The sequence below is a fragment of the Promicromonospora umidemergens genome (assembly GCF_024171995.1).
GTDB lineage: Bacteria > Actinomycetota > Actinomycetes > Actinomycetales > Cellulomonadaceae > Promicromonospora > Promicromonospora umidemergens.
Genome location: NZ_JAMTCT010000016.1, coordinates 1 through 17,984, shown reverse-complemented (window position 1 = coordinate 17,984; position 17,984 = coordinate 1). Strand labels below are relative to the sequence as shown.

The window sequence follows — 17,984 nt, the reverse complement described above, 5'->3', positions numbered from 1 at the left end:
TGCCGCGGAACGCTTCCCCCGACTCCCCAGAAGGAACGAGCATGCGACGAGTGATGCCCGCGGTGTCGGCGATGATGCCGCGCAGATCCTTGACCAACGCGCTGACCTGCGGAATCACCGCAACCCTCCTGGTCGCGCCAGCAGTCGGTGCAGCGGCCGCACCCGTTCCCGGACCGGAGGACGTACCCCGCAGCAGCATCGCGCTGACGGCTCCGACACCGTTTGCGAAGAGTCCGCTGCACTCCGGCAGGGCCGTCGAAATTTCGCAAGATGTCACCCATCTTCCCCTCGATGACGACGGTAGTGCCATCGTCACGCGCCGGGACGAACAGCGCATCGCACCCGGCCTGGAGCTCACGCGGTTCGCGCGGATGAGTGCGGACGGCTGGCTGAGCGGCGAGGTCCTGGTCGCGGACCTCGGCTCGTCAGGAGGCGCGGCGGCACGGCCAGGGAAGGTACAGGTCGGCTACGTCGGCCCGGACCACGTGGCCGGCAATGCGACCGTCTCCGAGATGGCCGCCTCCCGCGGCGCGATCGCCGCGGTGAACGGCGACTACTTCGACATCAACAACTCTGGCGCGGCGCTCGGCGCGGCTGTCGACGGCGGCACGCTGGTCAAGTCCGCGTCACCCGGCCGGGAGCGCTCCGTGGTGTTCGGGTCCGACGGCGCCGGGCGGCTCGCGCAGGTCTTCCTCGAGGGCTCCGTGACCTGGGCGGCCTCGACAGGCTCGACCAGCGAGGTGCCCGTCAGCGGGCTCAACGTCACCGCTCTGCCAGCGGGTGGCGTCGCCGTGTACGACGCCGGCTGGGGCGCCTTCACGCGGGCGCGCCCGTTGGCCGCCGGGGAGCAGGGCGTCGAGGTGACCGTCGATGCCGAGGGGACCGTCACCGCCGTCGGGCAGCCTGCCGGTGGGCAGCTGCCGGACGGGACGCGCGCCGTCGTGGCGCGGCCCGGCGCAGCGGCCGAGGCCCTCGCGGGGCTGCGGCCCGGCGACCACGTCGACGTCGCCTACGGTCTGCGAGAGGACGCGGGCGACGTCGCCGTCGCCATCGGCGGTGGACCCGAGGACCCGCTCCTGGAGGACGGCGAGGTCACGTCGGCCACGGGCGACCACGTCGAGCTGCGGCACCCGCGCACCGCCGTCGGCTTCGACGAGACCGGCAACCGTGCGTACTTCGTGGTGGTCGACGGCCGCCAGGCCCACAGCACCGGCATGAACCTCTACGAGCTGGGCGAGCTCATGGCGCAGGTCGGCGCCGACGACGCGATCAACCTCGACGGCGGAGGCTCCTCCGAGATGGTCGCCCGCATGCCCGGCGACACGGACACCACGATCCTGAACAGCCCGTCCGACGGCTACGAGCGCTCCGACGCGAACGGTCTCGGCCTGTTCGTGCCCGCCGGCTCGGGCCGGGTCGCGGCTTTTGACGTGCGCACCACGGTCCCGGCGGCCGACGCCGACCGGGTCTTCCCCGGTCTGCACCGCACCCTGGTCGGCAAGGGGTACGACGATGCCATGGGGCCCGTCGACGCCGAGCCGTCCTCGTGGCGCACGCGCAACGGGTCGGTCGCCTCGGTGCGCGACGGTGTGGTGACCGGCCGGAAGCCCGGCAGCACGGTCGTCACGGCCGCCTCCTTCGGTCGCTCCGGCCTCGCCACCGGCACTACGGAGGTCGAGGTGCTCGGAGAACTGGTCCGGACAGGTGTGGACACCCCGGTCATCGGTCTTGACGACGCCGAGGCGACTGCGCCGCTGGTCCTGACCGGCTATGACGCCAGGGGCTTCGCAGCGCCGATCGAGGCGCGGGATGTCACGGTCTCGGTGGCCGAGCCTGCCGGGACCCCGGTCGCCGAGCTCGTGCCAGCGGCCGACGGGTCCTTCGAGGTCCGCGCGCTCGCGCCGGTGGGCGGCACCACCTTCGAGCTGTCAGTGCCCGGTCCGGACGGGGAGGACCTGACGACCGAGGTCGCCGTGACGGTCAGCCTGGAGGAGGACGTGGTCGCGGACTTCACGGACGCCGCCTCCTGGACCTCCGCGCACGACCGGGCTCCGGGCGGCTCGGTGGCCCCGGCCGACGGGCACGACGGTACGGCCGGCCTGCGGATGGCCTACGACTTCACCCGGTCCACGGCGACGCGGGGCCAGTACGCGGTGCTGCCGGAGGCTGCGACGGGAGGGCGCGAGCTGCCCGGCTCGCCGCGCGCGGTGACCCTGTGGGTGGACGGCGACGGCAACGGGGCCTGGCTGCGGCTGCAGGTGCGGCAGGGGGACGGTGTGGTCACCCAGCTCGACGGTCCGGAGGTGACCTGGACCGGCTGGCGCCAGGTCACGTTCACGGTGCCCGACGGCGTCGCGTTCCCCCTGCGGCTGCAGCGGATCCGCGCCCTGGAGACGACGGCGGGCGAGCAGTACTCCGGCGCCCTGACCTTCTCCCGGACAGCGGCGCAGGTACCGCCCGCCGTGGACGCTCCGGAGGCGCCTCGGGTAGAGGATCCGACGGTGGCTGCCGACGGCGCCACCGATGGGGCCCCGCTGCGGGTGGCTGTGCTCTCGGACGCCCAGTTCGTGGCACGCGACCCCGAGTCCGGAGCGGTGGCCGGCGCACGTGACGCCCTCCGCGAGATCGTCGCCGACGACCCGGATCTCCTGGTCATCAACGGTGACCTGGTCGACGAGGCCGCGCCGGAGGACTTCGACCTCGCCCGGCGCGTCCTCACCGAGGAGCTCGCCGGTGCGGACTTCCCCTGGTACTACGCGCCCGGCAACCACGAGGTCATGGGTGGCTCGATCACGAACTTCGAGGAGGAGTTCGGCGACCGGACCCGTGTGCTGGACGTGCCGACGCCGGGCCGGGCGGGCGGCACCACACGGCTCGTCATGCTGGACTCGTCGGCCGGCCGCCTGGGCGTCGACTTCGCCCAGGTGCGGATGCTGCGGGACGCCCTGGACGACGCCGCCACCGACCGTTCGGTCACCGGCGTCGTGGTGTTCGCCCACCATCCCCTGGACGACCCGCTGCCGACCAAGGCCAGCCAGCTCACCGATCGCCTCGAGGCCGATACGCTGCGCGGCTGGTTTGAGGACTTCCGGGAGACGTCCGGCAAGTCGATCACCTCGGTGGCCTCGCACGTCGGGGTCTTCCACGCGAGCACGCAGGACGGGGTTCAGTACCTGGTCAACGGCAACTCGGGCAAGAGTCCGGCAAGCACGCCGGCCGACGGCGGTTTCACCGGCTGGTCGATGCTGGGCATCCGTCCGGCGTCGGGCGTCCGAGGGCCGGGACAGTGGCTGAGCTGGGAGGTCAACGCACGCGCCGAGCAGGTCACCGTCTCCGGCCCCCGGTCGCTCGACGTCGGTGAGTCCGCGGGAGCGCGCGCCGTCGTCGTGCAGGACGAGACGCGCGAGGTGCCGGTCGCGTGGCCGGTGTCGTCGGCCTGGGGCGGTGAGGGAGTGTGCACGACGGACCTGCGCGGCCGTGCTGCTCTGCGCGACTGCCCGCGCGGCGCGGTGCTCGCGCTCGACCCGGACACGCACGAGCTGACGGCTCTGCGAGCAGGCGAGGCCGTCGTGACCGTCACGGTCAACGGGCTGGTCGGCGAGCTGGCCGTCAGCGCACGCCGATAGGGCGGTAGATTTGCCTCATGAGCGATTTCGAGGTGGCCCGTAGGCAGAAGCAGGAGCCCACGGCGACTCTGTTGGTCCGGGTGCTCGGGTGCTTCGCACTGTTCATCGGTGGGTTCGCGCTGATGGCCATCGGCTCCATCGGTGCCGACGCGTCGTCGCCGTATCTGTTCGTCGGCGGCATCCTCGTCGTCGGCCTGTCGTTCGGCCTGCCGATGATCGGCGCCACCGAGCGGTAAGCAACGCACGCTGAGCAGAGCGCCCGCCCGGTCTCGACCGGGCGGGCGCTCTCGCGTTGTTCACCCACAACGCTCTGGTCCTTCCGTCCGTACTCGTTGGTAGAGCCTGACGGCGAGCTGCGCGCTCGGCGGGACAGGCACCATCGAGCGGACAGGAATCACGATGTCACTGCACAGCACGTCCCGAACTTCCATCCTCCGTCGGGGTCTGGTGGCACTGGCCGCCGCCGCGACGATGCTCGCAGGGGGCCTGGTCGCGGCGCCGGCGGCCCAGGCCGGACCGGTCGTCGACACCAGCGAACGCGACGGCACAGTCATCACGACTCGGATGAACGGCAAGGGAACGACCATCCGCGGCGACGTGGAGACCGACGAGATCTATCCCGTGCGGGTCCAGTACTGGGTAGACCTGGACTGGACCGGTGGCGACCTGCAGGCGTTCGAAGGTGAGATCACGCTCCAGCGGGCCGGCGCCAAGCAGGTGCGCAGGTACCCGGTAACCCTGGACGCAGACGGGGACCGGACCAAGAGGATCGCTCTGCCCGGAACCGTTACGCCCGGTTCCTACCGGGTGGGTATCGAGTTCACTGCGGCGGTGGAGCGCCCCGGCGGCCGGCTGGTCCAGCACAGCGTCGACGTGAACAACGGCAAGACGGTGCCCGTCCAGCGACAGACCAAGATCGAGGCGACGATCAAGAACCCCACGGCCACCGACGGGCGGGACTCGCGGATCACCGGGAGGGTGCGGATGCTCAATATCAGTCGCGACGGCGATCTCACCTGGGGCACGTTCCGCAGCGGGACCGTGATCCTCTCCTACGACCCGGACGGCCCCTGGGAGGACGGCGAGAGGGACGTGTTCGTGCGCAAGCTGACCATCGGGCCAAAGGGCTGGTTCTCGACCGTCGTCCCGGCGCGTGACCGGTGGTGGTACATCACCTACCCGGGCGGGGTCCAGTGGGCCGATGACAAGTCCTGGCTTCCGCAGGGCGACCACTCGGGCTGCGGCTGCTGACCGCGGGCTTGCGGCGCCCTCCGCCGCCCCCGAGAGGTCCTGAAGGAGGGTCGCAGCCACGTGCTGCGGCCCTCCATCGCCGTCTTTCCACAGCCCTCACGGGCCGATCGAAGCCCCGGTGTCACTCATGTGTCACAGGTTTGTTAGAACTGTTGACAGATTCGGGGGCAGGTGCAAACGTGACCTGCACCACCACGAAGGAGAGGGACGGTAATGGCTCAGTACAAGAGGCTCGGCGGGATCATGGCGATCACGCTCGCCGCGACAACGGGACTGACGGCCTGCGGGTTCGGCGGGTCGAGCGGTGAAGAGAGCGGCGACGGAGCCACGCTCGACCTGCTCGTCCCCAGCTACTCCGACGCCACCCAGGGTCTGTGGGAAGACGTGATCGCCGGGTTCGAAGAAGCAAACCCGGACGTCAACGTCAACCTCCAGGTCGAGTCGTGGGACAACCTCGAGTCCGTCATCGCCACGAGGATCCAGGGCGGCGACGCGCCCGACATCTACAACGGTGGTCCGTTCGCAGGCTTCGCCGAGGACGAGCTGCTGTACCCGGTCGAGGAGATCACCTCCGAGGAGACCTACGCCGACTTCCAGCCGACGTTCCTCGAGAACGCGCAGGTCGGCGGAACCACGTACGGCCTGCCGTGGATCGCGTCGTCCCGTGCGCTGTTCGTCAACGACGCGCTCCTCGAGGAGGCGGGCGCCGAGGTGCCTGCCACCTGGGACGAGCTGCTCGAGTCGGCCAAGAAGGTCTCGGAGCTGGGTGGCGGCGTGGCCGGCTACGGCATGCCGCTCGGTTCCGAGGAGGCACAGGCCGAGGCAGGCGTCTGGCTCTGGGGCGGCGGCGGAACGTTCGGCGACGCCGACGCGATCACCATCGACACCCCGGAGAACCTCGAGGGCGCCGAGTTCATCAAGAAGATGATCGACGAGGGCGCTACACAGGCCGACGCCGGTGCGTCCGACCGCAGCCCGCTCTTCGACATCTTCGTCCAGGGCAAGATCGGCATGCAGGTCGGCCTCCCGCCGAGCGTCGGCCAGATCGAGTCCGACAACCCAGAGCTCGAGTACTCGGTCCACCCGATCCCCACCAAGGACGGCAGCCCGTTCACGCTGGGCGTGGCGGACCACCTCATGGCGTTCCAGAACGACGGTGACAAGCAGGAGGCCATCACGGCCTTCTTCGACCACCTGTACTCCGCGGACGTCTACGTCCCGTGGGTCCAGGCGGAGGGCTTCCTGCCCACCACCATGTCCGGCTCGGAGCAGCTCGCCGACGACGAGGCGCTCGCCCCGTTCCTCGAGACCCTGCCGGATGCGCAGTTCTACCCGAGCACCAACCCTGACTGGCAAGCGGCGGACCCGGCGTTCAAGGCCCTGTTCGGACAGCTCGGCGGCGACAAGTCGGCCAAGGACGTCCTCGCCGAGATCCAGGCGCAGGTCGACGCGGGCTGAGGCCCGCCGCACCGCACGCAACGCTGAACGAAAGCACGGGGAGCCTTGTGAAGGACCTGCTGAAGGCCCTGCCGTGGATCGGGCCCGCGGTCGCACTCATCGCGACCGTGGTCCTGTTCCCGGTGGGCGTCATGTTCTGGAACTCGACGCGCGACATCAGCCAGAGCGGGCTGGACGACGGGGGTGTTGGTCTCGCGAACTTCGCGACTGTGGTCGGCTTCCAGTACTTCTGGCCGATTCTCGGGCGCACCGTCGTGTGGGTGGTCGGCGTCGTCGGCGTCACCCTTCTCGGGTCGCTCGCCCTCGCCGCGCTGCTGGACAAGTCGTTCCCCGGCCGCCGTCTGGTGCGCATGGCCGTCATCGTGCCGTGGGCGTCGAGCGTCGTGATGACGACGATGGTGGTGCACTACGGTCTCGAGCCGTACTTCGGCATCATCAACTCGTTCCTCGTGGACGTCGGCCTCATCGCATCGCCCGAGGGCTACGGCTGGACCAGGCACCCGGTCACGGCCTTCGCGTGGGCCATGGTGGTCGCCGTGTTCGTGTCGCTCCCGTTCACCACCTACACGATCCTGGCCGGCCTGCAGTCCGTCCCCGGCGAGACCGTCGAGGCGGCGCGCATCGACGGCGCCGGGGGCGTGCGGACGTACTTCAGCGTGGTGCTGCCCCAGCTGCGGGGCGCGGTGTCGGTGGCGGTGCTGATCAACATCATCAACGTGTTCAACTCCCTACCGATCCTGCGGGTCATGACGGGATCCATCCCCGGCTACGACGCCGACACGATCATGACCATGATCTTCAAGTATCTGCAGAACCAGCGGCAGATCGACCTCGCCAGTGCCCTCTCCGTGATCGCGTTCTTCGTGGTCATCGTCATCGTGGCCGTGTACGTGCGGGTCGTCCGCCCCCTGAAGGAGGTCTGATGACTGCGCTCGCCGAATCGGGGACGGCCCCGCGCCAGACGACCCGTCCGCCGTCGGACGACCGGCCGCGGGTGCGGAAGTACACCGCGGACCAGGTGCCGATCGGGTCCGTCCTGCTCCGCATGTTCACCGGGCTCGTCGTGGTCGTGGTGTTCCTGCTGCCGTACCTGATCATGTTCTTCGGCTCGGTGAAGACGAAGGCGGAGATCAGGTCGGTCGACCCGACGTACTTCCCCACGGAGTGGCACTGGGAGAACTACGTCACGATGTGGTCGACGCCGGAGACCCCGCTGGCGCAGAACGTCATCTCCACCCTCGTGATCTCGCTGTGCGCCACGCTGCTGGTGCTCGCGGTCGCGCTGCCTGCCGCGTACTACACGGCACGGTTCCGGTTCCGGGGGCGGCTCGTCTTCCTGTTCCTCGTGATCGTCACCCAGATGATCCAGCCGGCGGTGCTCACGTCAGGCCTGTTCCGCGAGTTCATCGCCATCGGGATCATCGACACGTGGGGGGCCATGATCCTGGTCAACGCGGCGTTCAACCTCTCGTTCGCGGTCTGGATCATGCACAGCTTCTTCGCGGCGATCCCCAAGGAGGTCGACGAGGCGGCGCAGATCGACGGCGCGGGCACCTTGGCCGTCCTGACGAAGATCAACCTGCCGCTCGTCTGGCCGGGGATCGTGACGGCCGTCATCTTCACGTTCGTCGCGTCCTGGAACGAGTTCGCGGCCTCGCTGGTGCTGCTGTCGACACCGGGCAACCAGCCCTTGTCGGTGGCGCTCACCAAGTTCGTCGGCCAGTACGAGACCTCGTGGCACTACGTGTTCGGGGTGTCCATCGTGGCGATCGTCCCGGTGATCATCCTGTTCATGGCTATCGAGAAGCGGCTGGTGGGTGGCCTGATGGCGGGGTCGGTGAAGTAACCGCAACGTGCGCGGGTGCACGGTGGAGCAGGGCGTCTCGACCGCCGGACAAAATATGTCCCAGTGCTGGACAATCGCTTAGCATGGTGGCGATCCCATCCAGAGCGGTCGAGAGTCCTGGCTCCCTGACACCGCAGCAACCTGCAGACTTCCTGCCCCGCAGCCGTGGCGCGTGGACGTAAGGTGCTCACGCCAGGTTCGATGGAGCAACCATGGTTGTCGAGGCATATCCGCACCGCCCAACGGTGTCGTTCGAGCTGATGCCACCGCGTCGGCCCGAGGCAGCGCCCAACTTCTGGGAGACGGCACAGCGGCTCGTTGCGGCACGGCCGGACTTCGTGTCCGTCACCTACGGCGCCGCGGGGGGCGACCGAGCGACGTCCCGCGAGGTGCTCGCCACGCTGCTCCGTGGCACGCCCGTGCTCCCGGTGGCCCACCTGACCTGCGTGGGAGCGTCGCGCGAGGACGTGTCCGAGGTGATCGACGAGTTCCTCGAGGCCGGCGTGCGGTCCTTCCTCGCACTGCGCGGTGACCCGCCGCGCGACGAGCCGAACTGGCGTCCGTCGTCGGACGGGGTGCGCTCCAGCGTCGACCTGGTCCGGCTGCTCACGCAGGTGGACCAGCGCCGCGTCGCCGCCGACGCCAGCGCGGCCCTGCGGGCCGCCACCCGCCCCCTCACCATCGCCGTGGCGACGTTCCCGGACGGGAATCCGGGTGCCGGCACCACCCGCGACCAGGAGGTGCGGCGACTGCTGGAGAAGCAGGAGGCCGGCGCGAGCTTCGCGATCACCCAGTTCTTCTACCGGGCGGAGTCCTACACCGGGTTCGTCGACGCGGCGCGCTCGGCGGGCGTGACCATCCCGATCCTCGCCGGGATCCTGCCCACCACGGAGGCCCGCAGGCTGCGCCGCGTCGAGGAGCTCACGGGTGTGGCCGCGCCCGCAGGCCTCCTGAGGGACCTCGACGGGCTCACCGCCGCCGATGGCGTCGTCGACCCCGAGGCGCAGCACGAGCACGGTATCCAGTACTCGGCGGCGCTCGCCCGCGAGGTGCTCGACGCCGGGGCACCCGGCGTGCACGTCTACACGTTCAACAAGCACCGGCCGGCGCTCGACCTGCTCGAACGCGTCGGCCTGACGGGCCGCGCGGCGGCCTGACCGGATGGTCGTTCTGCGTGACCGGCTGGTCGGCTGCCTGACCTCCGACAGCCGGGTGTCGTACAGGTTGGTGCGGACTGCTGCGGTGAACCTGGGCGTGGCCCGCGAGTGCAGACTTAGTCGCGGCGCCGATCCCCGAGTGCAGAGCTAGTCGCGGTTGAGGGCCCTTCAGCCGCAACCAACTCTGCACTCGTCGGCCGCGTCTGCGACGAAGTCTGCAGTCGGCCACGCCGGCACAGGGTCAGCTGTCGGCGCGCTCCTGGCCGCTCATCGCCTGGATGGACTGCATCACCTGCTCGGTCAGCTCACGCCGTGCCTGGGCAGGCTTGGTGCCTGCCGCGATCTGGCGTGACGGGTCGATCGGCACGCCGAAGTGCAGCTCGACCCGGGCGAACCGCGGCATCTTGCCGATGGGCTTCACCTTGTCCGTCCCGAGCAGCGCCACGGGGACTACCGGGGCCTTGCCGGTCAGCGCCAGCCAGGCGACGCCGGTGTGGCCCTTGTGGAGCTTGCCGTCGCGCGAGCGGGTGCCCTCGGGGTAGATACCGAACGCGCCGCCGCGCTGCAGCACTGCCAGGGCGTCCTCGAGGGAGCGCTGGCCCGCACGCGGGTCGTCCCGCTGTACCGGGATGTCGCCCATCTTGGTGAAGAACCAGCGGGAGAGTCGCCCCTTGATGCCCTTGCCCGTCCAGTACTCCGCCTTGGCCAGGAACGCGACGTGGCGCGGCGCCATGATCGGGATGAGCAGCGAGTCGATGAACGACAGGTGGTTGCTCGCCAGGATCACGGCGCCGCGCTTCGGGATGTTCTGCAGGCCAGTGACGCGCGGGCGCAGAAGCACGAGCACGAGGATCGAGAGGATGAGCTTGAGGAACCGGTACGTCACCGGCCTATTGTGCACCCCTCAAGGGATCCTGTGGACGGGGCGATATGTGGTGAAAAAGACTAAAGAGACCCACAAAACCTCATCCTCCGATCAAGAGCACTAGCCCTCCGCACCCTTGTCGCCGTCGGCCACCTCGATGGCTGCGACCTGGACCTGGACCTCCCGGACGCGTGCGACGTCGAGCTTCTCGCTGCGGTCGAAGCGGTAGACGCCGTTCTCCTCCTGGAACACGTCGGTGAGCTGCGTGTAGCAGTAGCCGAACATGCGCGGGTCGCTGAGCAGTGCGTCGGTCAGTCCGCGGAACCGGGCGTGGAACTCCTCCTCGTCCGCGACGCGCTGGCCGTAGCCCCAGGAGTCCGGCGAGCTGCCGGAGGCGGTGGCTGCGGCCTCCGGGTTCCACCAGATGCCGCCGTACTCGCTGACGAAGTACGGCTGGCCCCGGTACGGCACCGACAGCTTGGTGCCGTTGTCGCGCGCGTTCTCGTACGGCCGCCCCTCGGCGAGGCCGCCGACCTGCTTCGCGAACTCCGTCGGCTCCTGCTCGTACAGGTGCGAGTCCCAGATGTCCGTCTCGAGTACCCGGTGCGAGTAGCCGCTGGCGTCCAGCACCGGCCGTGAAGGGTCGGCCACCTTGGTGGCGAGCCACATGCCGCGGGTGACGTCGTCCAGCTGTGTGATGCGGTCGTGCAGGTCCTGGTGCGTCTCGTTGAGCGGGCACCACCCGATGATCGACGGGTGCGAGTGGTCGCGCTGCAGCGCCTCCATCCACTCGGCGACGAACGACGTCGTCGGCCGCTGGCCGTCGGCAGGCGTGCCGTAGCCGCTGACGCCCCAGTCGCCGAACTCGCCCCACACGAGATAGCCGAGCCGGTCCGCGTGGAACAGGTAGCGCTCCTCGAAGACCTTCTGGTGCAGCCGGGCACCGTTGAAGCCGGCGGCGAGGCCGAGCTCGATGTCCCGCGCGAGCGCGGCGTCCGACGGCGCGGTCATGAGCGACTCGGGCCAGTAGCCCTGGTCCAGGACGAGCCGCTGGAACACGGCCTCGCCGTTGATCCGCACGACCTGCCCGTCGATGGACACGGAGCGCAGGCCCGCGTACGAGCGCACGGAGTCGACGACGGTGCCGTCGGCGTCGTGCAGCTCGATGTCCACGCCGTACAGGTGCGGATCCCCAGGGCCCCAGGTGCGCAGGCGCTCCGCGGGGACGACGACGCGCAGCGCCGGCGCCAGGTCCAGGTCGGCGCGCGCGGTGGCGGTCCCGACCGCACCTTCGTCGTCGGTCACGGTGACCGTCACCGTGTGGCCGCGCCGGTTCGCGGACAGCGGCACCACGACGTCGAACGCCGAGCTGGCGAGGTCCGGCGTGATCCGCGGGCGGCGCAGGTGCGCCGCGGGCACCGGCTCCAGCCACACGGTCTGCCAGATGCCCGTCGTGCGGGTGTAGTTGCACTCGAAGTTCGCGTAGCGGTTGCTCTGCTTGCCACGGGCCTGCGGTCCGTGCCGGGTGTCCCTTGCCCGCACGACGACGGTGGCCGTGTCGCCGGGGCCCGCGATCCCGTGCAGGTCAGCCGTGAAGGGCGTGAACCCCCCGCGGTGCCGCACGACCTCGGTGCCGTTCACCCAGACCGTGGTGTCGTGGTCGACGGCACCGAAGTGCAGCAGGATGTGCGGGTCGTCGCCGACGGCGGACCACTCCGCGGGAACGGTGACCTCGCGGCGGTACCAGACGGCCTCGAGGAAGTCGGTGTTCGCGATGCCGGAGAGCTCCGACTCGGGCGCGAACGGCACGACTATCTCGCTCTGGAGCGGCCGCCGGACCAGTCCGCGCTCGAGCCCGGAGTCGCCGGAGTCGATCTCGAACTGCCAGGTGCCGTTGAGGTTGAGCCAGCGGTCCCTGGCCATCTGCGGGCGGGGGTACTCGGGGCGCGGCACGGCGGTAGCCGCCTGTGCGCCCGCGGGCGAGAAGCGGTCGAGGAAGGTCATCAGCTGCTCCGTTGCGTCTACGACATGTGCGCGGCGATTCAACACGTCTTCCAATGGGAATGCAACGTTGTATCACCTGGAGACGCCTCGGTGCCCCGCCGGTGGGGCACTGGATGACGCTCCGGGGCTCAGGCCCGGGTGCTCTCCCGGACCAGCAGGCGGTGGGGCATGACGGCGTCGACCGGCTCGATCGACGAGTCCTCGAGCTGGGCGAGGACCCGGTCCACCGCCGTCTCCGCGATCGCTCGAAGGTCGGGTGCGACAGTGGTGAGCGACGGGTTCGAGAAGCGACCGTCCTCCGTGTTGTCCCAACCCGTCACGGCGAGGTCCTCGGGGACGCGCACCCCGTTGCGGCGCAGCGCGTACAGCGCCCCCAGCGCGAGCTCGTCGTTGGCGCACACGAGCCCGTCGATCTGGCCGATGCGCGGCAGCACGGCCTCGACCGACGCCGCACCGGAGCTGCGCGAGAACTCCGCCGCACCGAGCACCCAGCGCTCGTCGACCTCGATCCCGGCCGCCGCGTGCGCCTCGCGGAACCCCTGGACGCGCGGGGCGCCCGTGCGGGCCACGCCCCGCGGCTCGTCGCCGAGGAACGCGAGCCTGCGCCGCCCTGACACCAGCAGGTGCTCCGTGACCTGCGCCGCCGCGCGGACGTTGTCGATGCTCACGTGGTCGGTGCGGCGTTCGCGCGCCGGGTCCTGATCGGCGCGCTCACCGAGCAGGACCAGGGGCACGCTGCCGCGCACCTCGTCGATCTCGGCCGGGAAGAGCTCCAGCGGCGAGAAGATGATCCCGTCGATCGACTGTACGTCGAAGCCCCGCGCGACCTCGAGCTCGGTCTCGCGCGTGGACCGGGTCTCCTCGATGAGCACCCGGTAGCCGCGTGAGTTGCCGACGTCGATCATCTGGTGGGCGAGCACCGAGAAGTACGGTGACTGCACCCACGGCACGGCGAGCGCGAGCGTGTTGGTGCGGCCTCGCCGCAGCTGCCGCCCGGCGAGGTTGGGCCGGTAGCCCAGCTCGGCGATCACCGCCTCCACCCGCGCCCTGGTGACGTCACCGACTCGGCCGGTCTCGTTGACAACGTTGGAGACGGTCTTCCAGGAGACCCCTGCCGCCGCAGCGACCTCCTTGATACCGACTCGACGGCCCACTTGTTCCGACAACCCTTCACTTCCTTCCGCACCATTGCCCCTTGACGGGACGCCCGGCCTAGTCCATCGTGATCCAACGTTGGAGCGCAACGTTGCACCATTGGAGGTCGATGATGACCGTGCTACGAGGACGTGGCGTCCCGGGGCAAGGTAGTCCCGTGATCGCGTCGAGAACCCGCAGTCGTGCAGAGAGTTCCGGAGGCCTGAGCCGCCGTGACCTGCTCAGGGCTGCCCTGGTGGGCGCCGGCGGTGTCGCGCTGGGCGGGACGCTCGCCGGCTGCGCCACGCCGGACGCCGCCGGATCCGGCCGGACGGGGGTCATGATCTGGGACCTCTTCTCGGGCGGCGACGGTGCGCTCATGCAGGAGATGGTGGGCGTGGTCGCCTCGGCCAACCCGGACATCGCCGTCGAGTCGACGACTCTCGCCTGGGGGCCGCCGTACTACACGAAGCTGGCGATGGCGTCGTCGGGCGGGAAGCCGCCCGAGGCGGCAGTGATGCATATGTCCCGGCTCGCCGGCTATGCGCCCGGCGGGCTCCTCGAACCGTTCGACCTCGACAAGCTCGCCGAGCTCGGAGTGGGTCAGGAGCACTTCGCACCCGCGGTGTGGGAGAAGGCCCAGTTCGACGGACAGCTCTATGCCCTGCCGCTGGACACCCACCCGTACATCGTGTTCAACAACCCGACGATCGTCCAGGAGGCCGGCCTCGCGACGGCGGACGGCAAGCTCGACCTGGACGCCCTCGCGGGCGCGGACAACTTCCTCGCGGCCGGTCGTACGCTGGCCGAGGTCACGGGAGAGACCGGCGTCGGCTGGGGCTATCAGCGCGACCCGGCCGGGTGCTGGCGCATGTTCTGGGGCCTCTACTCCCAGAACGGCGGCGGCTACGAGCTCACGCCGGGCCGCCCGGCGGCGCTCGACGAGGAGGCCGCCGCCGAGGTCTTCGAGTTCCTGCAGGCCATGGTGGACGGCACGGTCGCCGCGAAGAACCAGGACGGCAACGCCGCGTCCGCCCGCTTCATGGCGGAACGCACGGGCATGATGTTCGCCGGTGAGTGGGACCTGCCGATGTTCCGCGAAGCGCTGCCCGACGTCGGGGCCACGCCGTTCCCCGCGATCTTCGACACCCCGGCGAACTATGCCGACTCGCACGCGTTCGTGCTGCCCCGACAGGAGCAAGCAGACCCCGCCGCCCGCGAGGCGACGTACCAGGTCCTTGCCGGGCTCCTCAAGGAGGGGCTGACCTGGGCCTCGGCCGGGCACATCCCGGCCTACCAGCCCATCGTCGAGGAGCCCGCGTACCAGGAGCTCACCCCGCAGCGCGACTACGCCGCCGCCGCCGAGGTCGCCGTCTTCGATCCTGACGCCTGGTTCACGGGCGGCGGCAGCGACTTCCAGGTCCGCATGGCCGACGCGATGACGGACACCCTGGCAGGCGAGGCGCCGCCGCGTACTGCCGTGACCCGGATGCTGAGCGAGATGGACAGGTTCCTCGCTCTGCCCGACCCCGCCTGATCGAGAGGACGACGATGACTGTCTCGAACGCCAGCGTCACCCCGCTCGCCGGGAGGGCAGCACCTGACCGGCGGACCTCAGCGAGCCGGCCCGGCACGCGCACCAAGACCTCTGAGGACTCTCTGCGCTCGCGGGACAAGTCCGGCTACCTGTTCGTCGCGCCGTTCGCCGTGGCCACCGGACTCTTCCTGGTCGTGCCGACGCTCTACGGCCTGTGGATGAGCTTCACGAACCAGAGCCTGACGGGCACCGGGAGCGAGTTCATCGGCTTCGCGAACTACGCAGAGGCCTTCAGCGATCCCCAGGTCTGGCAGACCCTGGGGAACACCGTGTGGTTCACGATCCTCAGCACCATCCCCCTGGTGCTGGTGGCCCTCGTGATGGCGGTGCTCGTCCACACGGGCCTGCCGGGACAGTGGGTGTGGCGCATGTCGTTCTTCGCGCCGTACCTGCTGACCAGCGCCGTGGTCTGGCACCTCAGCAACTGGATGTTCCAGCCGGACATCGGTCTGCTCGACACCTGGATCAAAGGCCTTGGGCTGCAGCCCCTCGGCTGGCTCACCGACGAGAACGTCGCGATGTTCTCCATCGCCGGGGTCACCGTGTGGTGGACCGTCGGCTTCAACTTCCTGCTCTACCTCGCCGCGTTGCAGGGCATCCCGGCCCAGCAGTACGAGGCGGCGACGATCGACGGCGCGGGCGGGTGGCGGCGGCTCTTCTCCATCACGCTGCCCCAGCTGCGTCCGATCACGGGCGTCATCCTGGTGCTGCAGCTCCTGGCCTCGCTCAAGGTCTTCGACCAGATCTACCTGCTCACGATGGGCGGGCCGAACGGAAGCACGCGTCCGATCCTCGAGTACATCTACGACACCGGGTTCACGAACTACCGGCTCGGGTACGCGTCGGCGATCTCGTACGTGTTCTTCGCCCTGATCCTCGTGTTCACGCTGGTGCGGCTCCTGCCGACGAAGAAGGAGGCCTGAGATGGCTCTCGCCGACCTCACCGACGTCCGCCGGACGAAGGCGCTGCAGAACCGGGCCGAGAACAGGGCCCTCACCAAGCTGACCGTCGGCCCGTCGCCCTGGGCGCGGGCCGGGGCGCTCGCGGCGCTCGTCGTGCTCGCGGGGCTCTGGCTCGTGCCCATCATCTGGGGCGCCGTCACCAGCTTCAAGCACGAGGCCGAGGCCGCTCTCCCCGCGTCGTTGTTGCCCACCATGGGCTGGACGCTCGAGGCCTACGAGAAGGTGCTCGGCAACAGCGACCTGCTGCTGTGGATGTGGAACAGCCTGGTGGTCGCCGTGCTCGTCACGGCGCTCACCGTGCTGATCTCTGCTATGGCCGCCTTCGCGTTCTCCCAGACCCTGTTCAAGGGCAGGGGGGTGATGCAGTGGCTCACCCTCGCGGCGATCATGATGCCCGGGCAGATCCTCATCGTGCCGCTGTTCAAGCAGATGCAGGTCATGGGGCTCGTGGATACGTTCGCGGGAATCGTCCTCCCACAGATTGTGGCGCCCGTGATGGTGTTCATCCTCAAGCGGTTCTTCGACGCGATCCCGCAGGAGCTGCTCGACGCCGCCCGGATCGACGGCGCTGGGTCGTGGCGACTGTTCTGGACGATCGTGCTGCCGCTGTCGAAGTCGATCCTCGTCGCCGTGGCGATCTTCGTGTTCATCGGCGCGTGGAACAACTTCCTGTGGCCGTTCATCATCACGACGGACCCGCAGTTCATGACCCTGCCGGTGGGTCTGTCCACGGTGAAGGACGCCTACGGCGTGCAGTACGCCCAGAACATGGCCTCCGCCATGATCGCGGCGTTGCCGCTGCTCATCCTGTTCATGCTTTTCCAGCGGCGCATCGTGCAAGGCGTGGCGACTACCGGCATGGGTGGCCAGTAGCAGCCACAATCGGGTGTGGCTACTCCGACTCCGCACCCCTCACAGCGCCCGCACCTCGCCGCGGTTGTGGAAGATCACTTCTACGCCGCGGCGGGGTGGCTGCTCCGCCGTGCCGGCTGGCACCCCCGGCTCGAGACCTACCGTGGTTACGGCACGCCGGACCAGGTGCGGGTGCTGGCGCGCGTCCTGCTCTCCCGGCCGCGTCCGGCTGCCCCGGACCTCGAGGCCATCCGTGCCGGTCGGCGAGGGTTCCGCCACTTTCTCACCGTGCCGGTACCGCACCGTCGGGTGCGGCTCCGGGTGGGCAGCCACACGTCCGTCGTGACGAGCGACCGCGCCGGTTACATCGACGTCGAGCTCCCCACCGGCGTTCCGCTGCCGGCCGGGTGGCAGTCCGCGGTACTGACGGTGCTCGACGAGCCGGATCCCTGGGAGGCCGAGGCCTCGATCCGGGTGCTCGACGAGCACACCCGGTTCGGCGTCATCAGCGACATGGACGACACGACGATGGTGACAGCGGTGCCGCGGCCGTTGCTCGCGGCGTGGAACACGTTCGTGCGGCACTCCAGCGGGCGGCGGGCGGTGCCGGGCATGCCGGAGCTGTACCGGACTCTGCAGCGGGCCCATCCGGAAGACGGCTTCTTCTACCTGTCGACCGGCGCCTGGAACACCGCGAACACGCTGCGGGCCTTCCTTTCGCGTCACGACTACCCGCGGGGACCGCTGCTCCTCACCGACTGGGGCCCGACCCTCACCGGGTGGTTCCGCAGCGGACCGGCGCACAAGGAGGCGAGCCTCGAGCACCTGATGTCGTGGTTCCCGCACGTGCGCTGGCTGCTTATCGGTGACGACGGCCAGCATGACCCGCAGATCTACGCGAAAGCCGTGGACCGCCGTCCCGACCGCGTGCACGCGGTGGCGATCCGGCAGCTCACGGGCGGGCAGCAGGTGCTCGCCGGGAACATCCCGGACGGCGGCACGCCGGACGCCGACCTTGAGGTACGCCCGGTTCCGACCGTCTACGGGCGGGACGGGGCCGAGCTCACCCGTCGCCTCGCCACCGTGCCCGGTGTGCTGGACGGCTGAGGTGCCGGCCCGCAGCCTGCGCTGCGCCTCCGGCTCCGCTCCGGGCGAGTGCCTCGTTCCTCGGCCCGCACCCTGCGCTGCGCCTCCGGCTCAGGCTCTACCTGTGCCGCCTGAGCCTGCGGCT

General features: G+C 69.9%; 14 protein-coding genes and 1 riboswitch. Of the genes, 11 read left to right on the top strand and 3 right to left on the bottom strand.

The window, feature by feature from the left end; translation table 11 throughout:
* The first annotated feature begins 41 nt into the window (after positions 1-41).
* The 7 genes from APR04_RS21230 (at position 42) to APR04_RS21200 (ending at position 9,338) form a co-directional block, all read left to right on the top strand.
* The gene (locus APR04_RS21230) at positions 42-3,626 is read left to right on the top strand and encodes a phosphodiester glycosidase family protein (RefSeq protein ID WP_253874008.1); all 3,585 of its coding nucleotides are present in this window, start codon (positions 42-44) and stop codon (positions 3,624-3,626) included.
* 17 nt (positions 3,627-3,643) lie between these two features.
* A complete protein-coding gene (locus APR04_RS21225; protein WP_253874006.1) occupies positions 3,644-3,862 on the top strand; it encodes a hypothetical protein in 219 nt (72 codons plus the stop codon).
* Positions 3,863-4,025: 163 nt separating this feature from the next.
* Positions 4,026-4,877, top strand: a complete 852-nt coding sequence (locus APR04_RS21220; RefSeq protein ID WP_253874004.1) for a hypothetical protein — start codon at positions 4,026-4,028, stop codon at positions 4,875-4,877.
* Between the two features lie 213 nt (positions 4,878-5,090).
* Positions 5,091-6,335: an extracellular solute-binding protein gene (locus tag APR04_RS21215; RefSeq protein WP_253874002.1), complete on the top strand. Its 1,245-nt coding sequence runs from the start codon at positions 5,091-5,093 to the stop codon at positions 6,333-6,335.
* Between the two features lie 47 nt (positions 6,336-6,382).
* Positions 6,383-7,258 (top strand): carbohydrate ABC transporter permease, encoded by an 876-nt coding sequence (locus APR04_RS21210; RefSeq protein ID WP_253874001.1) that lies wholly within the window; start codon positions 6,383-6,385, stop codon positions 7,256-7,258.
* Positions 7,258-8,181, top strand: a complete 924-nt coding sequence (locus APR04_RS21205) for a carbohydrate ABC transporter permease (protein ID WP_253873998.1) — start codon at positions 7,258-7,260, stop codon at positions 8,179-8,181. Before APR04_RS21210 ends, APR04_RS21205 begins: the two co-directional genes overlap by 1 nt.
* Before the next feature lie 92 nt (positions 8,182-8,273).
* A riboswitch (SAM riboswitch) is annotated at positions 8,274-8,389 on the top strand.
* Between the two features lie 4 nt (positions 8,390-8,393).
* Complete coding sequence (locus APR04_RS21200) at positions 8,394-9,338, top strand: methylenetetrahydrofolate reductase (protein WP_253873996.1); 945 nt, start codon at positions 8,394-8,396, stop codon at positions 9,336-9,338.
* A gap of 241 nt (positions 9,339-9,579) precedes the next feature.
* Here the strand turns inward: APR04_RS21200 and APR04_RS21195 are convergent, their stop codons facing one another.
* The 3 genes from APR04_RS21195 to APR04_RS21185 all read right to left on the bottom strand — a co-directional run bounded on the left by APR04_RS21195 (position 9,580) and on the right by APR04_RS21185 (position 13,373).
* A complete protein-coding gene (locus APR04_RS21195; RefSeq protein WP_253873994.1) occupies positions 9,580-10,224 on the bottom strand; it encodes a lysophospholipid acyltransferase family protein in 645 nt (214 codons plus the stop codon).
* A gap of 99 nt (positions 10,225-10,323) precedes the next feature.
* Positions 10,324-12,207: a glycoside hydrolase family 2 protein gene (locus tag APR04_RS21190; protein WP_253873992.1), complete on the bottom strand. Its 1,884-nt coding sequence runs from the start codon at positions 12,205-12,207 to the stop codon at positions 10,324-10,326.
* A gap of 128 nt (positions 12,208-12,335) precedes the next feature.
* Positions 12,336-13,373: a LacI family DNA-binding transcriptional regulator gene (locus tag APR04_RS21185; protein ID WP_253873990.1), complete on the bottom strand. Its 1,038-nt coding sequence runs from the start codon at positions 13,371-13,373 to the stop codon at positions 12,336-12,338.
* A gap of 146 nt (positions 13,374-13,519) precedes the next feature.
* Here APR04_RS21185 and APR04_RS21180 point away from each other — a divergent pair, with 146 nt between their 5' ends.
* Genes APR04_RS21180 through APR04_RS31105 form a run of 4 tightly spaced genes read left to right on the top strand, consistent with a single transcriptional unit; the run spans position 13,520 to position 17,860 of the window.
* Positions 13,520-14,878, top strand: coding sequence for an extracellular solute-binding protein (locus APR04_RS21180; RefSeq protein ID WP_253873988.1), 1,359 nt, complete (start codon positions 13,520-13,522; stop codon positions 14,876-14,878).
* A gap of 14 nt (positions 14,879-14,892) precedes the next feature.
* Positions 14,893-15,861, top strand: coding sequence for a carbohydrate ABC transporter permease (locus tag APR04_RS21175; RefSeq protein ID WP_253873986.1), 969 nt, complete (start codon positions 14,893-14,895; stop codon positions 15,859-15,861).
* 1 nt (position 15,862) lies between these two features.
* Positions 15,863-16,774: a carbohydrate ABC transporter permease gene (locus tag APR04_RS21170; RefSeq protein WP_253873984.1), complete on the top strand. Its 912-nt coding sequence runs from the start codon at positions 15,863-15,865 to the stop codon at positions 16,772-16,774.
* Positions 16,775-16,789: 15 nt separating this feature from the next.
* A complete protein-coding gene (locus APR04_RS31105) occupies positions 16,790-17,860 on the top strand; it encodes an App1 family protein phosphatidate phosphatase (protein ID WP_253873982.1) in 1,071 nt (356 codons plus the stop codon).
* The last annotated feature ends 124 nt before the right edge of the window (positions 17,861-17,984 follow it).

Bases quoted from the DNA above. Each gene is read 5' to 3' on its own strand.
- APR04_RS21230 (WP_253874008.1), top strand. From the start codon at position 42: ATGCGACGAGTGATGCCCGCGGTGTCGGCGATGATGCCGCGCAGATCC.
- APR04_RS21225 (WP_253874006.1), top strand. From the start codon at position 3,644: ATGAGCGATTTCGAGGTGGCCCGTAGGCAGAAGCAGGAGCCCACGGCG.
- APR04_RS21220 (WP_253874004.1), top strand. From the start codon at position 4,026: ATGTCACTGCACAGCACGTCCCGAACTTCCATCCTCCGTCGGGGTCTG.
- APR04_RS21215 (WP_253874002.1), top strand. From the start codon at position 5,091: ATGGCTCAGTACAAGAGGCTCGGCGGGATCATGGCGATCACGCTCGCC.
- APR04_RS21205 (WP_253873998.1), top strand. From the start codon at position 7,258: ATGACTGCGCTCGCCGAATCGGGGACGGCCCCGCGCCAGACGACCCGT.
- APR04_RS21200 (WP_253873996.1), top strand. From the start codon at position 8,394: ATGGTTGTCGAGGCATATCCGCACCGCCCAACGGTGTCGTTCGAGCTG.
- APR04_RS21190 (WP_253873992.1), bottom strand. From the start codon at position 12,207: ATGACCTTCCTCGACCGCTTCTCGCCCGCGGGCGCACAGGCGGCTACC.
- APR04_RS21175 (WP_253873986.1), top strand. From the start codon at position 14,893: ATGACTGTCTCGAACGCCAGCGTCACCCCGCTCGCCGGGAGGGCAGCA.
- APR04_RS21170 (WP_253873984.1), top strand. From the start codon at position 15,863: ATGGCTCTCGCCGACCTCACCGACGTCCGCCGGACGAAGGCGCTGCAG.